16 protein-coding genes are annotated in these 19,963 nt (G+C 65.8%); 5 read left to right on the forward strand and 11 right to left on the reverse strand.

Annotated features, from left to right (window positions below; all coding sequences use genetic code 11):
* Positions 1-2: 2 nt before the first annotated feature.
* The gene (locus QTI05_RS04305) at positions 3-2,099 is read right to left on the reverse strand and encodes a TonB-dependent siderophore receptor (protein ID WP_286657784.1); all 2,097 of its coding nucleotides are present in this window, start codon (positions 2,097-2,099) and stop codon (positions 3-5) included.
* 170 nt (positions 2,100-2,269) lie between these two features.
* On the opposite strand from QTI05_RS04305, the gene QTI05_RS04310 reads away from it, so the two are divergent.
* Together QTI05_RS04310 and QTI05_RS04315 are read left to right on the forward strand one after the other, a co-directional pair.
* The gene (locus QTI05_RS04310) at positions 2,270-3,850 is read left to right on the forward strand and encodes a phospholipase D family protein (RefSeq protein ID WP_286623034.1); all 1,581 of its coding nucleotides are present in this window, start codon (positions 2,270-2,272) and stop codon (positions 3,848-3,850) included.
* Between the two features lie 164 nt (positions 3,851-4,014).
* Complete coding sequence (locus QTI05_RS04315) at positions 4,015-5,934, forward strand: PhoX family protein (RefSeq protein WP_286623035.1); 1,920 nt, start codon at positions 4,015-4,017, stop codon at positions 5,932-5,934.
* A 20-nt stretch (positions 5,935-5,954) separates the two neighbouring features.
* Here QTI05_RS04315 and QTI05_RS04320 read toward each other — a convergent pair whose 3' ends face one another.
* Together QTI05_RS04320 and QTI05_RS04325 are read right to left on the reverse strand one after the other, a co-directional pair.
* Complete coding sequence (locus QTI05_RS04320) at positions 5,955-6,278, reverse strand: hypothetical protein (protein ID WP_286623037.1); 324 nt, start codon at positions 6,276-6,278, stop codon at positions 5,955-5,957.
* A 52-nt stretch (positions 6,279-6,330) separates the two neighbouring features.
* A complete protein-coding gene (locus QTI05_RS04325) occupies positions 6,331-7,575 on the reverse strand; it encodes a glycerophosphodiester phosphodiesterase (RefSeq protein ID WP_286541847.1) in 1,245 nt (414 codons plus the stop codon).
* 265 nt (positions 7,576-7,840) lie between these two features.
* Between QTI05_RS04325 and groES the strand changes: the two genes are divergently transcribed.
* The 3 genes from groES to msrA all read left to right on the forward strand — a co-directional run bounded on the left by groES (position 7,841) and on the right by msrA (position 10,772).
* Positions 7,841-8,131, forward strand: a complete 291-nt coding sequence (groES, locus tag QTI05_RS04330) for a co-chaperone GroES (RefSeq protein ID WP_286541846.1) — start codon at positions 7,841-7,843, stop codon at positions 8,129-8,131.
* A 53-nt stretch (positions 8,132-8,184) separates the two neighbouring features.
* Positions 8,185-9,837: a chaperonin GroEL gene (groL, locus tag QTI05_RS04335; RefSeq protein WP_286541845.1), complete on the forward strand. Its 1,653-nt coding sequence runs from the start codon at positions 8,185-8,187 to the stop codon at positions 9,835-9,837.
* Positions 9,838-10,043: 206 nt separating this feature from the next.
* Positions 10,044-10,772, forward strand: coding sequence for a peptide-methionine (S)-S-oxide reductase MsrA (msrA, locus tag QTI05_RS04340; RefSeq protein WP_286623039.1), 729 nt, complete (start codon positions 10,044-10,046; stop codon positions 10,770-10,772).
* A gap of 14 nt (positions 10,773-10,786) precedes the next feature.
* Here msrA and xylB read toward each other — a convergent pair whose 3' ends face one another.
* The 8 genes from xylB to QTI05_RS04380 form a co-directional block, all read right to left on the reverse strand.
* Positions 10,787-12,244, reverse strand: a complete 1,458-nt coding sequence (gene xylB / locus QTI05_RS04345; protein ID WP_286623363.1) for a xylulokinase — start codon at positions 12,242-12,244, stop codon at positions 10,787-10,789.
* A gap of 72 nt (positions 12,245-12,316) precedes the next feature.
* Positions 12,317-13,255, reverse strand: coding sequence for an AraC family transcriptional regulator (locus tag QTI05_RS04350; protein WP_286623040.1), 939 nt, complete (start codon positions 13,253-13,255; stop codon positions 12,317-12,319).
* Between the two features lie 20 nt (positions 13,256-13,275).
* Positions 13,276-14,076: an L-iditol 2-dehydrogenase gene (locus tag QTI05_RS04355; protein ID WP_286623041.1), complete on the reverse strand. Its 801-nt coding sequence runs from the start codon at positions 14,074-14,076 to the stop codon at positions 13,276-13,278.
* The gene (dalD, locus tag QTI05_RS04360; protein WP_286623042.1) at positions 14,073-15,500 is read right to left on the reverse strand and encodes a D-arabinitol 4-dehydrogenase; all 1,428 of its coding nucleotides are present in this window, start codon (positions 15,498-15,500) and stop codon (positions 14,073-14,075) included. The genes QTI05_RS04355 and dalD overlap by 4 nt, the downstream gene beginning before the upstream one ends.
* Positions 15,497-16,528, reverse strand: coding sequence for an ABC transporter ATP-binding protein (locus QTI05_RS04365; protein WP_286541841.1), 1,032 nt, complete (start codon positions 16,526-16,528; stop codon positions 15,497-15,499). The genes dalD and QTI05_RS04365 overlap by 4 nt, the downstream gene beginning before the upstream one ends.
* 157 nt (positions 16,529-16,685) lie before the next feature.
* Positions 16,686-17,507, reverse strand: coding sequence for a carbohydrate ABC transporter permease (locus QTI05_RS04370; protein ID WP_286623043.1), 822 nt, complete (start codon positions 17,505-17,507; stop codon positions 16,686-16,688).
* Between the two features lie 16 nt (positions 17,508-17,523).
* Positions 17,524-18,381, reverse strand: coding sequence for a carbohydrate ABC transporter permease (locus QTI05_RS04375; protein ID WP_286623044.1), 858 nt, complete (start codon positions 18,379-18,381; stop codon positions 17,524-17,526).
* A gap of 76 nt (positions 18,382-18,457) precedes the next feature.
* The gene (locus QTI05_RS04380; protein ID WP_286541838.1) at positions 18,458-19,765 is read right to left on the reverse strand and encodes an ABC transporter substrate-binding protein; all 1,308 of its coding nucleotides are present in this window, start codon (positions 19,763-19,765) and stop codon (positions 18,458-18,460) included.
* Positions 19,766-19,963 lie beyond the last annotated feature (198 nt).

Here is a 19,963-nt window from a genome sequence, read left to right on the forward strand (position 1 = left end):
TTCTAGAACCGGTAGGTCGCGCTGGCCACCACGTTGCGGCGTGCGCCGTACCAGCAGTCGCCGCGCGACAGGCAGGTGCTGAAGTACACCTTGTCGGTCAGGTTGTTGATGTTGATGGCGTAGCGCCACTGCGGCGTCTCGTAGGCGAACACCGCGTCGAACAGCGCCACGCTCGGGATCCGCGGGCCGGTGCCGGCCTGCAGGTCGCGGAAGGCCCCCATCCAGCGCACACCGGCGCCGGCCGAGAAGCCGGGCATTCCCGCGATCGCAAAGCGGTACTTGGCCCACAGGCTGGCCTGGTGCTTCGGCAGACCCTCGATCTGTGCATCGGCGTCGATGTAGTTGTAGTGCGCCACGATGTCGAGCTCGCGCGTGACCGAGCCCTTGGCTTCCAGCTCCAGTCCCCTGGTGCGCGTGGCGCCGAGCTGGCTGAACACCTGCGGCTGCAGTTCGACGATCTGGTTCTTCTCGCGCAGGTCGTAGAGCGCGGCGCTGAAGGCCAGGCCCCGCTCTTTCGGCTCGTACTTAACACCGACTTCCCACTGCTCGCCGCGCAACGGCTTGAAGATGCGGCCCTCGCGCGGCGACTGCGGCGTGAACGACTCGGCATAACTCAGGTACGGCGACCAGCCCGACGGCATGGCGTACATCAAGCCGAAGCGCTTGGTGGTGGCCTTGCTGTCCTCGTCATCGCTGCCCTCGGCGCTGCTGGTCGCGCGGTCGTGGCGCAGGCCGGCCACGAAGATCCAGTTGCCGAGCTTCATCTGGTCTTGCAGGTACAGGCCATTCTGCTTCTGACGCGTGCGCGGATAGGCTTCGCGCACGGGATCCTGCAGGTTGCCGTAGACCGGCGCGTAGGCATCGATCTCGCTGTAGGTAGAGCCGCCCCAGACGTTCTCCTTCTGGCGCGCAAAGTCCGCGCCGACCAGCAGCGTGTGGCGCAAGGCACCGGTGTCGAAATGGCCCTCGACATGGTTGTCGAGCGTGGTGGTGCGGTTGCGCGTGAGCGAGCTGTCGTTGTAGCGGCCCAGCACGCGCTTGAAGATCGGATCGGCCGCCCAGCCGCCCGGCACCGAGAACGCGTCTCCGTAGTGGTAGCGGTTGTCGTTTTCGTTGTGCGCCACACGGAAGTTCTGGCGCACCGTCCAGCTGTCGTTGAACTTGTGCTCGAACAGCCAGCCGAAGGTCTTGCGCTCGCTGTCGTAGTAGTCGCCCGGCTCGCCGATGAAGCGGCTCGCCGGCAGCCGGCCATTGGGGTTCGGGTAGATCGTGCCCTCCCAGGGCAGGAACTGCGAGGTGGTGCCGCTCTTGTCTTTTTGCCAGAGGCCCTGCAGGGTCAGCGAGGTCGACGCGTTGGGTCGCCAGGTGAGCGATGGCGCCAGCAGACTGCGGTCGTCGGGCACGAAGTCGACCTGCGTATCGGACTTGCGCGTCAGCGCGATCAGGCGATACGACCAGGTGCCGTCCGCGGTCAGGGCGCCGGTCAGGTCGGCCTGGATCTGTTTGCGGCCGAAGCTGCCGAACTGCACGCCGACCTCGCGCTGCGTCTCGAGCAGCGGCCGCTTGCTGACCATGTTGACCACGCCGGCCGCCGTGCCGGCGCCGAACAGCATGCCTGACGGCCCGCGCAGCACTTCGAGCCGCTCCAGCGTGTAAGGCTCGGTGCGCGTGGTGCTGGTGTAGTAGCCGTAGGCCTGGCGCAGGCCGTCAAGGTAGACGTCGGGATAGGCGCCGCGAACGCGAACCGAATCGGTGCGGGCATCCAGGCCATAGGCGTCGGATCGCACCCCGGCGGCGTAGCCGAGCGCGTCCTGCAGGTTGGTGGCGCCCTGGTCGACCATCTGGTCGCGCGTGATCACGGTCACCGACTGCGGCGTTTCGGCCAGCGGCGTATCGGTCTTGGTCGCCGTGGCGGCGTTTTTGGCGCGGTAGCCGATCACGGGCGAAGTCGCGGTTTCCGCTTCGACGCTGGCGTTGACCCGGATTTCCGGCAACGCCGCCTCGGGGGTCGCCTGCGCCAGCACCTGCTGGTGCACGTAGATGGCAAGGCAACCTGCCAGCCACGAAGCGACCCTGTGCCGCGTCGAAAACATCATCATCCGGATCCTGCTTCTTCATGCAATTGAGAACTATTCGCATTCTATTCATGAATGGAATCTGAATGCAATCGCGGAGACCGAAGAAAAGGGTTTGCACGGCTCGCCCAAGATGCTGCGGCGCCGCTACGATCGGGCGCCTCGCCAAACCCTGCCGGTCTTTTCCTCGCTCCATGGCGCAACGCCTCCCCACCCTGCTGCTGTTGCGCTGCGCCATGCTGATGCTCGCCGGCCTGCTGACGGCCTGTGCCGGCCTGCCGCCGCGTACACCCGAGCCGCCGGTGCACTTCATCGCGGCGTCGAGCCAGACCGAGCTGGGCCGGACGGCGCAGAAGCTGGACACGACGGCGCACGACGGGCTCTCGGGCCTGCGCCCGCTGATCCAGGCCAACTTCGCGCTCGACGCCCGGCTCGAGCTGATGCGGCGCGCGCAGAGTTCGCTTGACGTGCAGACCTACCAGCTCGGCAACGACAAGACCGGCCGGCTGATCCTGCGCGAGCTGCGCGATGCCGCCCGGCGCGGCGTGCGCGTGCGGCTGCTGCTCGACGATTTCTACACGACCGGCCTCGACCCCCTGCTCCAGGGCCTCTCGGTCGAAAAGAACGTCGAGGTGCGCCTTTTCAACCCGTTCGTGAACGGCCGCAGTCGTTCGACCACGCGCTGGATCGACTTCTTCGCGAACTTCAGCCGCCTCAACCACCGCATGCACAACAAGCTGTTCGTGGCCGATGGCGCCATCGCGATCGCGGGCGGCCGCAACCTCGCGGACGAGTATTTCCTGCGCAGCGACAGCGCCAACTTCATCGATTTCGAAGTGCTGATGGCCGGGCCGGTGGTGGCCGAGAGCGCCGCGATCTTCGACACCTACTGGAATAGCGAGGTCGTGTATCCGCTGGGCCGCGTCTCGGCGAGCAACGAAGCACCCGAACAACTCGCCGCGGATTTCGAGCAGGCCACGTCGCCGCGCTTCGCGCCGCCGCCCGATCCGCTGCCGGACACAGACATCCTGGGCGACCCGCCGCTCGGCACGCAACTGACCGGCGGCAACTTCGAATGGATGCGCGCCAGGGCCGAGGCATCGGCCGACATCCCCGACAAGGCGCTTGGCGGCAACCGCGCCACCGTGACGCTGGCCGAACGATCGCATGCGATGTTCGCGCTGGCCACGACGCAGGTTCAGATCGTGTCGCCGTACTTCATTCCGGGCGACGACGGCATGGCGCGCATCCGCACCGCGCGCGAGCGCAACGTGCAGATCAGCGTGGTCACCAATTCGCTGGCCGACAGCGACGAACCGCTGGTCAACATCAACTACAACCGCTACCGGATCGACCTGCTGAAACTCGGCGTGGAGCTGTACGAGGTCAGCACCGAGCAGCTCAAGCGCAACCGGCAAATCCGCGATCTGCTGAAGAAGGCGCGCGGCCGGCTGCATGCCAAGCTGGCCCTGATCGACCGGGAATGGGTGCTGCTCGGCTCGATGAACCTCGACCCGCGCTCGGCCCGGCTGAACACCGAGTTCGGCGTCAGCGTGCGCAGCCATGAACTGACGCAGGCGCTGCTGTACGCCTACCTGCTCGACAACCTCGAAGGCGTCTATCGCGTGGTGCTCAAGCCCGACGGCAAGACCGTGCAATGGGTCGGCACCGGCGACGAGACCAACGAAGTGCTGGACGACGAGCCCGATTCGAGCATGCTGACCCGGCTGCAGTTGCTGCTGTTTTCGTGGTTCGTGCCGACCGACCAGCTGTGAGCAGCTGAGAAAGCTGCCTGGCGAACTCCAGAGGCCGATCGCCCAAAGGCGCGGCCCTGCGCATGCTGCCACGACCCCGGCACCCGTCACGGCTTTGTCATCGCGTTTTCACGCGACCTTCAGAACATCGGATTCGTACTGCAACAAGACGAAACGAGAAGGCCATGGCCAAAGACTTTTCCACGATGGAGGATTCCAACCGGAGCGCCAATCCAAGCATTCATGAGGTATCCGATCCGGCACGCCGAATCTTCGTGCGCGGCGGTCTGGCGGCCACGGTGGCGGGCCTGCTGGGCCCGCTGGCGGCCGGCTGCGCCAGCACCGGTGGCGGCAACATGGCCGCGTTCGGCCGCAGCATCGGCTTCAAGAGCATTCCCATGGCGGCCATCGACGATGTGGTCGTGCCCGAGGGCTACAGCGCCCAGGTGCTGTACCGCTGGGGCGACCCGGTGGGCATTGCCGGCCAGATGCCGGCCTTCAGGCCCGACGGCTCCAACACGGCGGCCGAGCAGGCGCTGCAGGCCGGCATGCACCACGACGGCATGGCCTTCTTCCCGGTCGACGGCTCCTCGCAGCGCGGCATTCTGGTGATGAACCACGAGTATGTGGACGACGGTCTGCTGCACGTCGACGGCATGAAGACCTGGACGGCCGAAAAAGTGCGCAAGGCGATCAACGCGCACGGTGTCTCGGTGATCGAGATTCAACGCGAAGGCAACGCCTGGAAGCAGGTGCTTCCATCGAAGTTCGCGCGTCGCATCACTGCGGCCACGCCGATGACCATCACCGGCCCGGCGGCCGGCCACGCGATGCTCAAGACCGCCGCCGACCCCACAGGCACGCGTGCGCTGGGCACCTTCAACAATTGCTCCAACGGCCAGACGCCTTGGGGCACATACCTCACCTGCGAAGAGAACTTTGCCGACTACTTCGAGGGCGTGGAACAACCCGATGCGCACCAGCGCCGCTGGGGCATCCGCAAGGGCAACGGTGCCAAGTACCGCTGGCACGAGCATGAAGAACGCTTCGACGTTGCCAAGCATCCCAATGAATCCAACCGCTTCGGCTGGGTGGTCGAGATCGATCCGCAGGATCCGACAGCCACGCCCATCAAACGCAGCGCACTGGGCCGCGCCGCGCATGAAGGCGCGGCCACCGCGCTCACGGCCGATGGCCGCGCGGTGGTCTACATGGGCGAGGACTCGCGCTTCGAATACATCTACAAGTTCGTCAGCCGCGACCGCGTCAAGCCGGGCGGCTTTGCCGCCAACCGCGAGCTGCTGGACCACGGCACGCTGTACGTCGGGCGCTTCGATGTCGAAGGCACCGGCGAATGGCTGCCGCTCACGCAGGGCAAGGGCCCGCTGACCACGGACAAGGGCTTCGCCAGCCAGGGCGACGTGCTGATCAAGGCACGCCAGGCCAGCGACGCCCTGGGCGCAACCAAGATGGATCGGCCCGAATGGACCACCGTCGACCCGATCACCAAAGAGGTGTATTGCACGCTCACCAACAACAGCAACCGCGGTGCCTCGGGCCAGCCCGGCGTGGATCCGGCCAACCCGCGCGTCAACAACACCATGGGCCAGATCATCCGCTGGAAGGAAGCCGGCGACCTGGACGCCACCAGGTTCGCCTGGAACCACCTGGTGCTGGCCGGCGACCCCAAGCAAGGCCGCTGGGAGGCGCAAGGCAACATCAAGGGCGACACCTTCGGCAGCCCCGACGGCCTGAGGGTCGATGCGCGCGGCGTGTTGTGGATCCAGACCGACGTGTCCACTTCCACCCTGGGCAAGGGCGAGTACAGCAACCTGCCCAACAACCAGATGCTGGCCTGCGACCCCACCAAGGGCGAAATCCGCCGCTTTCTGGTGGGCCCGGCGGGCTGCGAGATCACCGGCCTGACGGCCACGCCCGACCTCAGGAGTCTGTTCATCAACGTGCAGCACCCGGGCGAGCCAGCCAACGAGCGCAGCGACCCCGACAAGCCGTTGGCCGTGTCGAAGTGGCCAGACGGCGGCGGCCGGCCGCGCTCGGCCACGGTGGTCATCACCAAGAACGACGGCGGCGTGGTCGGTACCTGACAACTGCCTGCGGCGAACGCTCAAACGGCTTTCAACAGAAGCCAGGCGATTGCCGCGACGCCAACGACGGACACCATGAGCGCAAGGCTGTAATCCGACGCTCGGGAGTCCGAACTGTGCGAGGCCTGGTCCGGGCGAGAAACCTTGGCCGTGGATGGATCGGCAAACGGACTGAAGATCGCGCCACCCGGATTTTCCGTTGCCGCATCCGGCCCCGCCATCGATGCGCCGCTGCCCTGCGGCAGGGACGACGCGACCGGAGCGGTTTCAGTGACAGCTCTGGGCGATCCGGGCAGCCCGCCTTCAGCACGCGCCGCTGGCGAGGCTGCGGCAACGACCAGCATCGCCGCCGCCAATCCGATGCAGCGGCGATGCCCGGCGCGTGCCGGCCCACCATCAATCATTGTTGCGTTCGCACTTGCGCGAATTGACCAGGCAGGTGGCGTAGTCCGGATCGTGCTTGAGCAGGAACATGGCCCGCGCTGCGACGGCGGTGTCGGCAAAGTCGCTGAACAGGCCATCCACGCCCGCCTCGTAGAACGCGAGGTACTCGTTGACCGGATTGCCCTGGAAACTGCCCGTCAGGCGTTTCTGCTCGCTTCGGAACGTATAGGGGTGCACCAGCAGCCCCAGCTTGTGCGCATTCGCGATCACATCGGTTGGCGCCAGCAACACGCGATCGCGCTCGTCGACCACACCGTCGCCCGTCACGTCGACGCATGCCCCGCCCTGCACCGATTTGCAGGCACTCGATATGAGGTACGGCTTCCAGGGGCCGATGCCATCGGCATAGCGCTTCACCTCTTGCAGGCCGCGCGGCGTCACCAGGTCGCTGAACAGCCCGTCGCGGTTGGACACCACCCAGTCGTAGGGCTTGTCGTACGGTTTGGTGAGGTCGAGCGAGCCGTCGGGCTTCACGTCGTTGGCATCGATCAGCTGGATCAAACGCACACTGGTCTTGCTGCGCAGGTAGCGAAGGTTGGCCGTCTCGAAGGACTGGATGAACACCGGGGCGTTGCGGTGATTCCATCCGGCGGCGCTGAGCACGTTCAACAGCCGGTCTTCCAGTGGCAGGCCAATGCTCTGGTGGTAGGTCGGATGCTTGGTTTCCGGATAGATGCCGATGCGCCGCCCTTCCTCCCGGGACTTGCGCTTGGCCAACTCGATCACCTCCGCAAGCGTCGGAATCTGGAACTTGCCGTTGAAGGCCTGATCGCGCTCGGGGAAGGATTGGACTGCGCGCAACTGCTTGATCTCGGCCAGCGTGAAGTCGCTGGCAAAGAAGCCGTCTGTCGGGACGCCGTCCAGCATGACGGTTCGCCGGCGGCTGGCGAACTGCGGCAGCTCCTTGACGTTGGTGGTGTCGATCAGGTTGGGTTCGTGGCGCGCGATCAGGTGGCCGTCCTTGGTCGCGACCAGGTCGGGCTCGATGAAGTCGGCACCCAGCGAGATGCCGAGCGCATAGGTTTCCAGGGTGTGCTCGGGCAGATAGCCGTTGGCGCCTCCCCGGTGGCCGATCACCAGGGGCGCGTTGTCAGCGCGGCGCCGCGCGTTTTCTTCGTGCGCGGCGGCCGTCGTCGCAACTGCGAACAACATGCCTATGCCGAGCAGGGCCGTACAGATTTTCTTCAGTCTGTTCAAGAGAAATCTCCTCGTTGTTGGTGCAGGCGGACGTTAGGCGCCGTGCATGACAGCCGAGTGAACTCCCGGAAGAAGCCGGTGCAACCGGATTTCTGTACGCGCTTTCCAGCGGCCGTGCGAAGCGCCCGGGCCTTGAAACGGCGGGAAATGCCCTTATCATTAGCACTCGCTGAAGATGAGTGCTAACAACACCCTTCCAGTCGATCGGGCGCGGGCTTTGAGCCAGCGCCCACTATAAAACCCCCGTTTCTTATCAGGAGATGCAATGAAACTTCGTCCTTTGGCCGATCGCGTGATCGTCAAGCGCATTGACAGCGAAACCAAGACCGCCTCCGGCATCGTCATCCCCGACGCCGCCGCCGAAAAGCCCGATCAGGGTGAAGTGCTGGCCGTCGGCCCGGGCAAGCGCAACGACAAGGGCGAGCTTGCCGCGATGAGCGTCAAGGTCGGTGACCGCGTCCTGTTCGGCAAGTACTCGGGCCAGACCGTCAAGGTCGATGGCGACGAGCTGCTGGTGATGAAGGAAGACGACCTGTTCGCAGTCGTCGAGAAGTAAGCCTTCTCTCCTTTCCCTGTCTCTTTCATTCAATCCATTCGGAGTAAATCATCATGGCAGCAAAAGACGTAGTCTTCGGCGGTGAAGCCCGCGCGCGCATGGTCGAGGGTGTCAACATCCTGGCCAACGCAGTCAAAGTGACCCTGGGCCCCAAGGGCCGCAACGTGGTGCTCGAACGTTCGTTCGGCGCCCCCACGGTGACCAAGGACGGTGTGTCCGTCGCCAAGGAAATCGAACTCAAGGACAAGCTCCAGAACATGGGCGCCCAGCTCGTGAAGGAAGTGGCCTCCAAGACTTCGGACAACGCCGGTGACGGCACCACCACCGCGACCGTGCTGGCCCAAGCCATCGTTCGCGAAGGTTTCAAGCTGGTCGCGGCCGGCATGAACCCGATGGACCTGAAGCGCGGCATCGACAAGGCTGTCACGGCCCTGGTCGCCGAGCTGAAGAAGGCATCGAAGCCCACCACCACCTCGAAGGAAATCGCTCAAGTCGGCTCGATCTCGGCCAACAGCGACGAAACCATCGGCAAGCTCATCGCTGACGCGATGGACAAGGTCGGCAAGGAAGGCGTGATCACCGTCGAAGACGGCAAGAGCCTGGACAGCGAACTCGACGTCGTCGAAGGCATGCAGTTCGACCGCGGCTACCTGTCGCCCTACTTCATCAACAACCCCGAAAAGCAATCCGCGATTCTGGAAAACCCGTTTGTTCTGCTCTACGACAAGAAGATCAGCAACATCCGTGACCTGCTCCCCGCACTGGAACAAGTCGCCAAGTCGGGCCGTCCGCTGTTGATCATTGCTGAAGAAGTCGAAGGCGAAGCCCTCGCTACGCTGGTCGTGAACACGATCCGCGGCATCCTGAAGGTTGTGGCCGTCAAGGCACCGGGCTTCGGCGACCGCCGCAAGGCCATGCTGGAAGACATCGCCATCCTGACGGGCGGCAAGGTCATCGCCGAAGAAGTCGGCCTGACGCTCGAAAAGGTGACCCTGGCCGACCTCGGCCAGGCTGCCCGCATCGAAGTCGGCAAGGAAAACACCATCATCATCGACGGTGCTGGTGCTGCTGGCGACATCGAAGCCCGCGTCAAGCAAGTGCGCGTCCAGATCGAAGAAGCGACCAGCGACTACGACCGTGAAAAGCTGCAAGAGCGCGTGGCCAAGCTGGCCGGCGGCGTTGCCGTGATCAAGGTCGGCGCTGCCACCGAAGTCGAAATGAAGGAAAAGAAGGCCCGCGTCGAAGACGCCCTGCACGCCACCCGCGCTGCAGTGGAAGAAGGCGTTGTGGCTGGCGGCGGCGTGGCGCTGCTGCGTGCCAAGCAAGCTGTGGGCGACTCGGTCAAGGGCGACAACGCCGACCAGGACGCCGGCATCAAGCTGGTGCTGAAGGCGGTCGAAGCGCCCCTGCGCGAAATCGTCAACAACGCCGGCGGCGAAGCCTCCGTGGTGGTGAACGCTGTGTTGGCCGGCAAGGGCAACTACGGCTTCAATGCCCAGAACGACACCTACGGCGACATGCTCGAACTGGGCATCCTGGATCCGACCAAGGTGACCCGCACCGCGCTGCAGAACGCGGCATCGGTTTCTTCGCTGCTGCTGACGACCGAAGCCATGGTCGCCGACGCACCGAAGGACGAAGCCGGCGCTGGCGGCGGCATGCCCGACATGGGTGGCATGGGCGGCATGGGCGGCATGGGGATGTAAATCTGGCTCGCCCCCAGGCTGCGCGGCACTTCGTGTCCGCTACGCCTTCCCCCTACCGGGGGCGGTGCCTGCCGACCGGCGAAGCCGGATCGGCGGCACCCCACGAAGGGGGCGAATTCAGCCCATCGAAAAGGCCCTGCAGCGCGAGCTGCGGGGCTTTTTTCATGGGCGCGTGTTTCGTGGGACGGTTGGCGCACACTGCGGCCATGAACAAAGTCGCTCCTTCTCTCGCTGGCCGCCGGGCCTTGCTGGCGGCGTTGGCCTTGATGGCCGGCGGTGCGGTCTGGTTCGGCGGCCGTGCCGTCGCGGCCGAAGCCGCTGTCGTGCTGCCAGCGCCGTCGACCGATCCGGCCCCGCCGCCAGGCAACGCGAACGAAGTCGCCGTCGTCGCCGGCGGCTGCTTCTGGGGCGTGCAGGGCGTGTTCCAGCACGTCAAGGGCGTGAGCGGCGCGGTGTCAGGCTATGCGGGCGGCGCGGAAAACACCGCCCGCTATGAGGATGTGGGCTCGGGCCGCACTGGCCATGCGGAGGCGGTGCGCATCAGCTACGACCCGCGCCAGATCAGCTATGCGCGCATCCTGCAGATCTTCTTTTCGGTGGCGCACGACCCGACGCAGTTGAACCGGCAGGGGCCCGATACGGGCACCCAGTACCGCTCGACCATCTTTGCGCAGAACCTCGAGCAGGCGCGCATCGCGCAGGCCTATATCGCAGAGCTCACGCAGGCCAAGACCTTCGGCAGCAAACCGATCGTCACGACCATCGAACTGCAAAAGCGCTTCTTCACGGCCGAGAGCTATCACCAGGACTACCTGACGCGCAACCCGCGCAATCCGTACATCGTCCAGCACGACCTGCCGAAGATCGCAGAGCTCCAGCGCCTTTTCGCAGACCGCTACCGCGCGACCCCGGTGCTCGTGGGAACGGGAGCCTGAACGACTTGCGCGCCTCAGGGCGCGAAGTGCGGCTTCAGCGCTGAGTAGAGCCCACGGAAGCGCAGATGCCGCGAGCGGTACGCGCCGGCCTGCGTTGCCTCGGGCACGAAACGCTGCTTGAGCCGTGGCGGGCGGCAAACGCTTTCCACCGTGCCGCCATCGGCCAGCCAGGCCAGCCGCGCCGCACCCAGCGCGCCGCCGGCTTCGCCGCCCTCGCCCAGTGCGAGCGGCACTTCCAGAATGTCAGCTAGCAACTGGGCCCACCAGCTGCTGCGCGCGCCACCACCGACCAGCGCCAGATCGCCGCCGGGCCGCTCCAGCGTGTCGAGTCCGTCGCGCAGCCCGAAGCTCACGCCCTCGACCACCGCATAGGCCATGTCGGCCGGTCCGTGCGCAGGGGTCAGGCCGAACAGCACGCCCTGCGCCCGCGCATTGTTGTGCGGCGAGCGTTCGCCGGACAGGTAAGGCAGAAACAGCGGCGCGCGGGCGCGGGCCTCGGGCGACAACGTCGCGGCCTCAGCGAGCAACCCCGTCTCATCGGCGAAGCCGAAGGCGCGCACGGCCCAGCTCACGGCGCTCGCGGCGGAAAGCATCACCGACATCTGGTGCCAGCGTCCCGGCAGCGCATGGCAAAACGCATGCACCGCCTGCGCCGGATTGGGCGCGAACGCGGCGCCCGACACGAAGATCACGCCCGAGGTGCCGAGCGACACGAAACCCTGCCCTGGCGCGACCAGGCCCATGCCGACGGCGCTGGCCGCGTTGTCGCCCGCGCCGCCCGCGATGCGCACCCCGGGGCCCAGGCCCCAACGCGCGGCCAGCGCGGGCTTGAGCGTCGCGGACACCTCGCTGCCCTCGACCAGCCGCGGCATGTGGGCGCGGGTGAGGCCGGTGGCGGCGAGCAGTTCATCGGACCAGTCGCGTCGGCCGACGTCCAGCCACAAGGTGCCCGACGCATCGGACATCTCGCTCACGGCCTCGCCGCCCAGCATCAGCCGCAACCAGTCTTTCGGCAGCAGCACGCGGCGCGTGCGGGCGAACAGTTCAGGCTCGTTTTCGCGCACCCACAGCAGCTTGGGCGCGGTGAACCCCGGCATCGCGAGGTTGCCCGTGATCTCGCCGAGGCGTGGCACGGCGGCCGTGAGCTGCGCGCACTGTGCGGCGCTGCGGCCGTCGTTCCAGAGGATCGCGGGGCGCACCACTTCTTCCTTGTCGTCGAGCAGCACGGCACCATGCATCTGGCCCGACAGGCCGATGGCCCGCACTGCCGCGAGCGCTGCGGTGTGCTGCGTGCCCAGCTGCTGCATCACCGACTCCAGCGCGCCCCACCACTGCGCCGGCGCCTGCTCCGACCACAGCGGCTGCGGCCGGCTCACGGTGAGCGCGGCGCGTGCCACGCCGACGATGCGGTGGTCGTCCGCGAGCAGCAGTGCCTTCAGCTCGGACGTGCCGAGGTCGAGTCCCAGGTACATGGCGTTCACATTTCAAACCCTCCGTGCTGCGCACTGCGGTGCGAGCTTGCTTGGGGCGGCCCGGCGCGGCGCTCAGTGCGCGCCGCCGAAGCGGCTGTCGGACTGGCGCCGGAACTCGCTGGGCGTCATGCCCTTGATCTCGAGAAAGCGCCGATTGAAATTGGCGACGTTGTTGAAGCCGACCTGGTAGCAGATGTCGGTGACGTAGTGGTCGGTCTGCATCAGCAGGTGGCAGGCATTGTTGATGCGCACGCGGTTCACGAAGTCGGTGAAGCTGTTGCCGGTCGAGCGCCGGAAGAAGCGGCTGAAACGGCTCTCGCTCATGCCGAGTTCGGCCGCCACGTCGGCCATCACGATCGGCTCGGCCACGTTGTCGGTGATGCGGTTGACGATGGCATTGATCTGGTCGACTTCGGCATTGCCCTCCGCGCCCTTCATCTGCACGCTCGAGAGCAAGCGGTAGTCCGTGCACTCCGACAGGTCGGCCAGAAAGTCGCAGAACGCTGCCAGCCGGCGCAGTCCGCGCGCAGCCTTCACCGCCACCCAGTGCTGTTCGGCGCGCTCCGACAGCCCGAAAAACTCGATGCCGTGGCGCGCGCGCTCCAGCAGTTGCTGCACTTCCGCGAGTTCGGGGATCTGCTGGACGGCCCGCTCGATCGGATCGTGCCGGAACTGGATCACGAGGTCGCGCGTGGCAACGCCTTCGTCGGGCGCGTCGAGCGAAATCCAGTTGTGCGGCAAGCGCGGCCCGCACAGCACCAGATGCCCCGGCTGGAACGGCCCGATCCAGTCGCCCACGAAGGCCTTGCCCGAGGTGCCTGTGATCAGGTGCAGCTCGTACTCGTCGTGGCAATGCCAGCGCGCGAGCGGGCTCGGATAGCCGTGCGCCAGGCAACGCACCCAGCCGACTTCTTCGGGTTTCTCGTAGCCCAGCGCCGGCGAGCGCGCGAAGTCGTGCTCGAGCTCGGGCTGGCGGTGGCGCGGGGTCTGGCGGGTGCGGACGGTGGACATCAAAACCTCGGCGTACAGGTTCAGCTCATCACACTACCACCGTCGACGTTGAGTGTCTGCGCGGTGATGTAGCGCGCATCGTCGCTGGCCAGGAACACCACGGCCCCTGCCATCTCGGCCGGGCTGCCCATGCGGCCGAGCGGCACTTCGAGGCCGACCCGGCGCTTCTTCTCGCCGATCGGAAGGTTCTCGTACCTGGCGAACAGCGCGTCGACACCGGCCCACATCGGTGTATCGACCACGCCCGGCGCGATGCCGTTGACGCGGATGCCGTGCGGCGCCATCGCGAGCGCAGCGCTTTGCGTGTAGCTGATCACGGCCGCCTTGGTTGCGCAGTAATGCGACACCAGCGCCTCGCCGCGCCGGCCGGCCTGCGAGGCCAGGTTCACGACCGATGCGCCCTGCGTGCCGGCCTCGACCATGTGGCGCAGCACCGCCTGCATCACGAAGAACATGCCCTTGACGTTGACAGCGAACAGCAGATCGAACGAGGCTTCGTTGCTTTCGAGCAGCGGTGCCATGTCGAACACGGCCGCATTGTTGACCAGCGTGTGGATCGCGCCGAAGCGCGCCTGTGCCACGGCGAGCATGTGGGCGATGGCCGCCATGTCGGTGACGTCGGCGCCGATATACGCCAGCGCGTCGGGATGGTGCTGCATCAGCGCGCGCACGGCTTCGGGGGCTTGCGGCCCACGGTCGACCACGCTGCAGCGCGCACCTTCGGCGATGCAGGCTTCGGCGATAGCGAGGCCGATGCCGCCGCCGGCGCCGGTCACCAGCACATGGCGGCCCACGAGGCGGCCGCTGTTCTTGTCCGTCATTTCAGATTCCTTGTTGATACGAAAGTCGCGACGCGCGCGCTGGCACGGCGCAGCGCATCGACCAGCCGCGCATCACCCGCCAGAGAGCCCCAGAGCGGGATGTCGGCACCAAACGCCGCAACCGGGTCGGCCGCATCGCAGATGGCATGCGCGACCGCCGGATCCATGGCCTGATCCTGGTAGGCGTAGGAGAGTTCGCCACGGTGCCAGCGCTGCAGGAAGGCCAGAAACAGTGCGGGCAGCATGGCCACGCTGTCGATGCCTTCATTGCGCGCGAGCCGTTCACGCACGGTAGGCGCGACGAAGCCGGGAATTTTCGCGAAGCCGTCCATTGCCACGCGCTGGTTGGTGTCGCGGATGGCGGGGTTGCCGAAGCGGTCGAGCACCACATCGCGGTACGCAGGCAAGTCGATCGGGCTCGGCGCACCTGGCGTGCTCAGCACGGGGATCACGTCGTCGGTCACGTAGTCGAAGGCCATCTTCCGGATCGCCGGCGTGTGCGTGCCTTCGTGGATGAACTGCAGCCCAATCAGAGTGCCGGCCCACGCGATGCAACTGTGCGTGGCATTGAGCAGGCGGATCTTGGCTTCTTCATAAGGCTGTACTGACTCGACCAACTGCACGCCGACGCGCTCCCATTCGGGTCGGCCAGCAATGAAGTCGTCCTCGATCACCCACTGGATGAAGCTCTCGCCGGTGACCGGTGCGGCGTCGTCCCAGCCCGTGGCCGCGTGCACGCGCTCGCGCAGTTCAGGCGGCGGGCGCGGCGTGATGCGATCGACCATCGCGTTGGGGCAGGTGGTGTTGGCCTGCACCCAGGCGTGCAAAGCCGTGTCGCCGCTGCGCTCGACGAACTCGAGCAACCCGCCGCGAAAGCGCTCGCCGTTGTGGCGCAGGTTGTCGCAGTTGAGCAGCGTGACCGGGCCGGCATCGGCCGCCCGCCGCGCCCGCAGGATCGCGCAGACGGCGCCATAGATGGTCTGGCCCGGCTTGCCGTGGCGGGCACTTTCGATGTCGGCTGCGAGCTCGGTGAACGAGAGGTCGAGCCTGTCCTTGGCGTCGAGGTAGTAGCCCGCCTCGGTCACCGTGAACGACACGATGCGCGTGGCGGCAGCAGCGCCGCGCGCGATCACTGACGCGAGTGTTGGTTCGTACGGCAGCACCTCGCGGATCGATGCGATGCGCTTGTAGCTGTAGACGCCCTCGGGTGTCACCGTCTCGAGCGTGTAGGCACCGCCCTGCGCCTGCAGCGCGGCCAGCACGTCGGCCATGTCGGGCCGCAGGTTGGCACCGCAGATCGACCAGCGCGTGTCGCCCGCATCGATCAGCTGCTGCAGATAGACCGCCTGGTGCGCACGGTGGAAAGAGCCGAGCCCCAGGTGGAGCACCACGGAGCCGGCATCCGGCACTGCTGCGAGTGTCATGCGGCAACCGCCTGCCCTTCGCGGGTGAACAGGTGCAGCACCGAGGGGTCGAGTTCCACACCGACGTCGTCGCCGACGCGCAGCGGCGTGCGCTCGTTCTGGCGCGCGATCAGAGGGACGCCGCCGACGTCGACGTGGATCAGCGTGTCGGCGCCGAGCGCCTCGACCAGGTCGACCCGGCCCGGCACGCCGGCGCCGTGGCCGGGGTGCACGTGCAGGCCTTCGGGGCGCACGCCGAGAAAGCCGTCGCTCGGTAGCCTGCCGCCGGTCTGGGACGAGAAGCTCGGAATGGCAGCGGCCGGCACCATGTTCATCGAAGGCATGCCGATGAATTGCGCGACGAACTGGTTGACCGGGCGGTCGTACAGGTCCATGGGCGAGCCGACCTGCTCGATCAGGCCGTCTTTTAGCACCACCACGCGGTCGGCCAGCGTCATGGCCTCGACCTGGTCGTGCGTCACGTAGATGCTGGTGGCGCCGAGCGCCACGTGCAGCTTGTGGATCTCGACGCGCGTGTTGCCGCGCAGCGCCGCATCGAGGTTGGACAGCGGTTCGTCGAACAGGAACACCTTGGGTGCCCGCACGATGGCACGACCGATGGCGACGCGCTGGCGCTGGCCGCCGGACAGCTCCTTGGGCGTGCGGTCGAGGTATTGCGTGAGGTTGAGCTGCCGGGCGGCGTAGTCCACCTTCTTGCGGATCTCGTCCTTGGGCACGTTGGCGAGCTTGAGCGCGAACGACATGTTGTCGGCCACGCTCATGTGCGGATACAGCGCATAGCTCTGGAACACCATCGCGAGGTCCCGTTTGCCCGAGGCCACGTTGGTGATGTCCCGGCCGTCCAGCATCAGTTTGCCGCCGGAAGTGGGTTCGAGGCCCGCGATCAGCCGCAGCAGCGTCGACTTGCCGCAGCCCGACGGCCCGACGAAGACGATGAACTCGCCCTTGTTGATCTCGAGGTTGACGCCCTTGATGATGTGCGCGTCGCCGAAGCTCTTCGTGATGTTCTGGAGTTCGAGGTAAGCCATAGAAACGTCTCCTTTGATGCTTGTCAGTGGTTTGCCGGGAGAAGCGCAAGGGCTTCATTCCAGGGCTGCCGCAGAACCGGCTTTGCCGGGCTGTAGGCAGCGCCCCCGGTCGGGGGTTGGCGGAGCGACACGCAGTGCGCGCAGACTGGGGGCGAGTTCATTTCACGGCGCCGAAGGTCAGGCCTTGCACCAGCTGCTTCTGGCTGAACCAGCCGAACACCACGATCGGCGCGATGGCCATCAGCGAGGCGGCCGACAACTTGGCCCAGAACAGGCCTTCCGGGCTGGAGTACTGCGAGATCAGCGTGGCCAGCGTGCCGGCCTTGGCCGAGACCAGGTTGAGTGCCCAGAAAGCTTCGTTCCAGCTCAGCACCAGGCACAGCAGGCCGCAGGATGCGAGACCGCCAACCGACAGCGGCATCACGACGTGGCGGAACTCCGTCCAGAGGCTGGCGCCGTCCATGCGCGCCGCTTCGAGAATCTCGTTCGGAATGTCCTTGTAGCTCGTGTAGAGCATCCAGACCATGATCGGCAGGTTCGACAGCGTGAACACGATGGTCAGCGCGGTGAGCGAGTCCAGCATGCCGGCGGTTTGCGCCAGCACGTAGATCGGCACCAGCGCGCCGACCGCCGGCATCATCTTGGTCGACAGCATCCACATCAGGATGTCGCGCGTTCGCCTGGTGCGAAAGAACGCCATCGAATACGCCGCGGGCGCCGCGATCAACAGGCCGAGGATGGTCGAGCCCACGCTCGTGATCAGCGAGTTGCGCGCGTACAGCAGGTAGTCGCTGCGGCGCTGCACCTCGGTGAAGTTCTCCATCGTCGGCTCGAAAATGAAGAGCGGCGGCACGTGGATGGCCTGCAGTTCGGTCTTGAACGCGGTGAGGAACAGCCAGCCCAGCGGAAAGAACAGCAAGAGCGCCGCGGCCCAGGCACCGAAGGTGCGCAGGACGGTGAACAACGGGTTGGGTTGCATGGTGAGTCCTTGCCGATCAGTCGAGGTTCTTGCCGATGATGCGCACGAGGAAGGCCGCGACGATGTTGGCCAGGATCACCGCGAACAGTGCACCGGCCGAGGCCACGCCCACGTCGAAGTTCATCAGCGACTGCTTGAAGATCATGTAGGTCAGGTTGGTGCTCGCATTGCCCGGCCCACCGTTGGTCGTGATCGCGATCTCGGCGAACACGCTGAGCAGAAAGATCATCTCGATCATGATCACCACCGCCATCGGACGGCCGAGATGCGGAAGGGTCAGGTAGAAAAAGCGCTGCGGCGCCGTGGCGCCGTCCATGCGCGCCGCTTCCATCTGCTCGCGGTCGAGCGACTGCAGCGACGTGATGAAGATCAGGCAGGCGAAGGGCAGCCATTGCCAGGCCACCATGATGATCACGGAGAGCAGCGGCAGGTCGGTCAGCCAGTCGACCGGCTGGGCGCCGAAGAAGCGCCACAGGTCGGCCAGCACGCCGTAGATCGGGTTCATCATCATGTGCTTCCACAGCAGCGCATTGACCGTGGGCATGACGAAGAAGGGTGAGATCAGCAGCACGCGCACGATGCCGCGGCCGGGAAACGGCTCGTTCACCAGCAGCGCCAGCAGCACGCCGAACACCACCGTGATCACGATCACGCTGCCGATCAATTGCAGCGTGTTCGACACCGCCGGCCAGAAGTCGGGGTCGGTCACGAAGTAGTGGAAATTCTCGAGGCCCGCGAACGGATGTTCGCCGGGCTGCATGAGGTTGTAGTTCACGAACGAGAAGTACAACGTCATCAGAAGCGGCACGATCATCCACAGGAAGAGCGTGAGCACGGCCGGCGCCATCAGCGCCCGAGGCAATAGTCTTTTCATGGCGGCAGTCCCCGTCAGCGATGGAAAAATCCGGGCCGGCGCGCATCGGCGCGCCGGCCCGGAACCTCACCTCACTTCACTTGTAGTAGCCGGCCTTTTTCATCTCGCGTTCTGCCGCGGTCTGCGCAGTCTTGAGCGCCTCGTCCACCGTCACCTTGCCCGCGAGCGCTGCGCTCATCTGCTGGCCCACGGCCACGCCGATGGCCTGGAACTCGGGAATGGCTGCGTACTGCACACCGACGTACGGCGACTTGGGCAGCGTGCTGTCATTCGGGTTGGCCGAATCGATGGCCTTCTTTTCGGCATCGGCAAACTTGGCGACCTTCTGGAATTCAGGCGTCGCGTAGGTCGACTTGCGGGTGCCGGTGGGCACGGTGTTCCATCCCGTTTCCTTGGCGACCAGCTTGATGTAGTCCTTGGAGGTGGCCCACTTGATGAACGTTTGCGCCGCGGCGTCCTTGGTCGAGCTGGCGGGAATCGCGAGGTTCCACGACCACAGCCAGTTGGCGCCCTTCGGCGTGACCGCAACGGGTGCCTGCGCGTAGGCCACCTTGTCGGCCACCTTCGACTGCTTCGGATCGGAGATGAACGAGGCGGCGATGGTCGCATCCACCCACATCGCGCACTTGCCTTCGTTGAAGAGCGCAAGGTTCTCGTTGAAGCTGTTGGCCGACGCACCGGGCGGGCCGTAGTTCTTCATGATGTCGACGTAGAAGTTGATCGCGTCCTTCCACGGCTTGGTGTCGATCTGCGGCTTCCACTGCATGTCGAACCACTGGCCACCATGGGTGTTGACCAGGGTCGTCAGGAAGGCCATGTTGTCGCCCCAGCCGGGCTTGCCGCGCAGGCACATGCCGTACACGCCGGCCTTCGGGTCGTGCGCTTTGGCGGCGAACTCCCTGACCTGAGCCCAGGTCGGCTGCTCCGCGATCTTGATGCCGGCCTTGTCGGCCAGATCCTTGCGGTACATCAGCATCGAGCTCTCGCCGTAGAACGGTGCGGCGAACAATTTGCCGTCGAGCGACAGGCCGCTGCGAATGGCCGGCAGCAGGTCGTCCGTGTCATAGGCGGCGTCGGTGGCGATCGGCTTGAGCCAGCCCTTCTTCGACCAGATCGGCGTTTCGTAGAGCCCGATGGTCATCACGTCGAACTGGCCGCCCTTGGTGGCGATGTCTGTCGTCACGCGCTGGCGCAGCGTGCCTTCTTCCAGCGTGACCCACTTGAGCTTGATGTCCGGGTTGGCCTTCTCGAAGATGGGCGTGAGCTTCTGCATCTCGATCATGTGGCCGTTGTTCACGGTGGCGATGACGAGTTCGGTGGCGGCCTGGGCCAGGCCGGCGCCTGCGAGTGCGACAACGAGGCCGGCCTTGATAAAACGCTTCATGAAATGTCTCCTTGTAGGCAGCGACCGTGCTGTCGCCGTGGCCGGATTCTGGAGACTCAGGGAAGCATTTTTGGTACTTCGTTTGTCGGCTTCGATACTTTCATGCACCAGTTGACTGGTGGATTCCCTAGCAGCGGCAATACAGGATGTAACCCGATTTTGCGATCGCCCATGAAAAAGGGCCGCAAGCTGCGGCCC

This window comes from Variovorax fucosicus, from assembly GCF_030316825.1.
In the GTDB taxonomy this organism is placed as follows: Bacteria; Pseudomonadota; Gammaproteobacteria; order Burkholderiales; family Burkholderiaceae_C; genus Variovorax; species Variovorax fucosicus.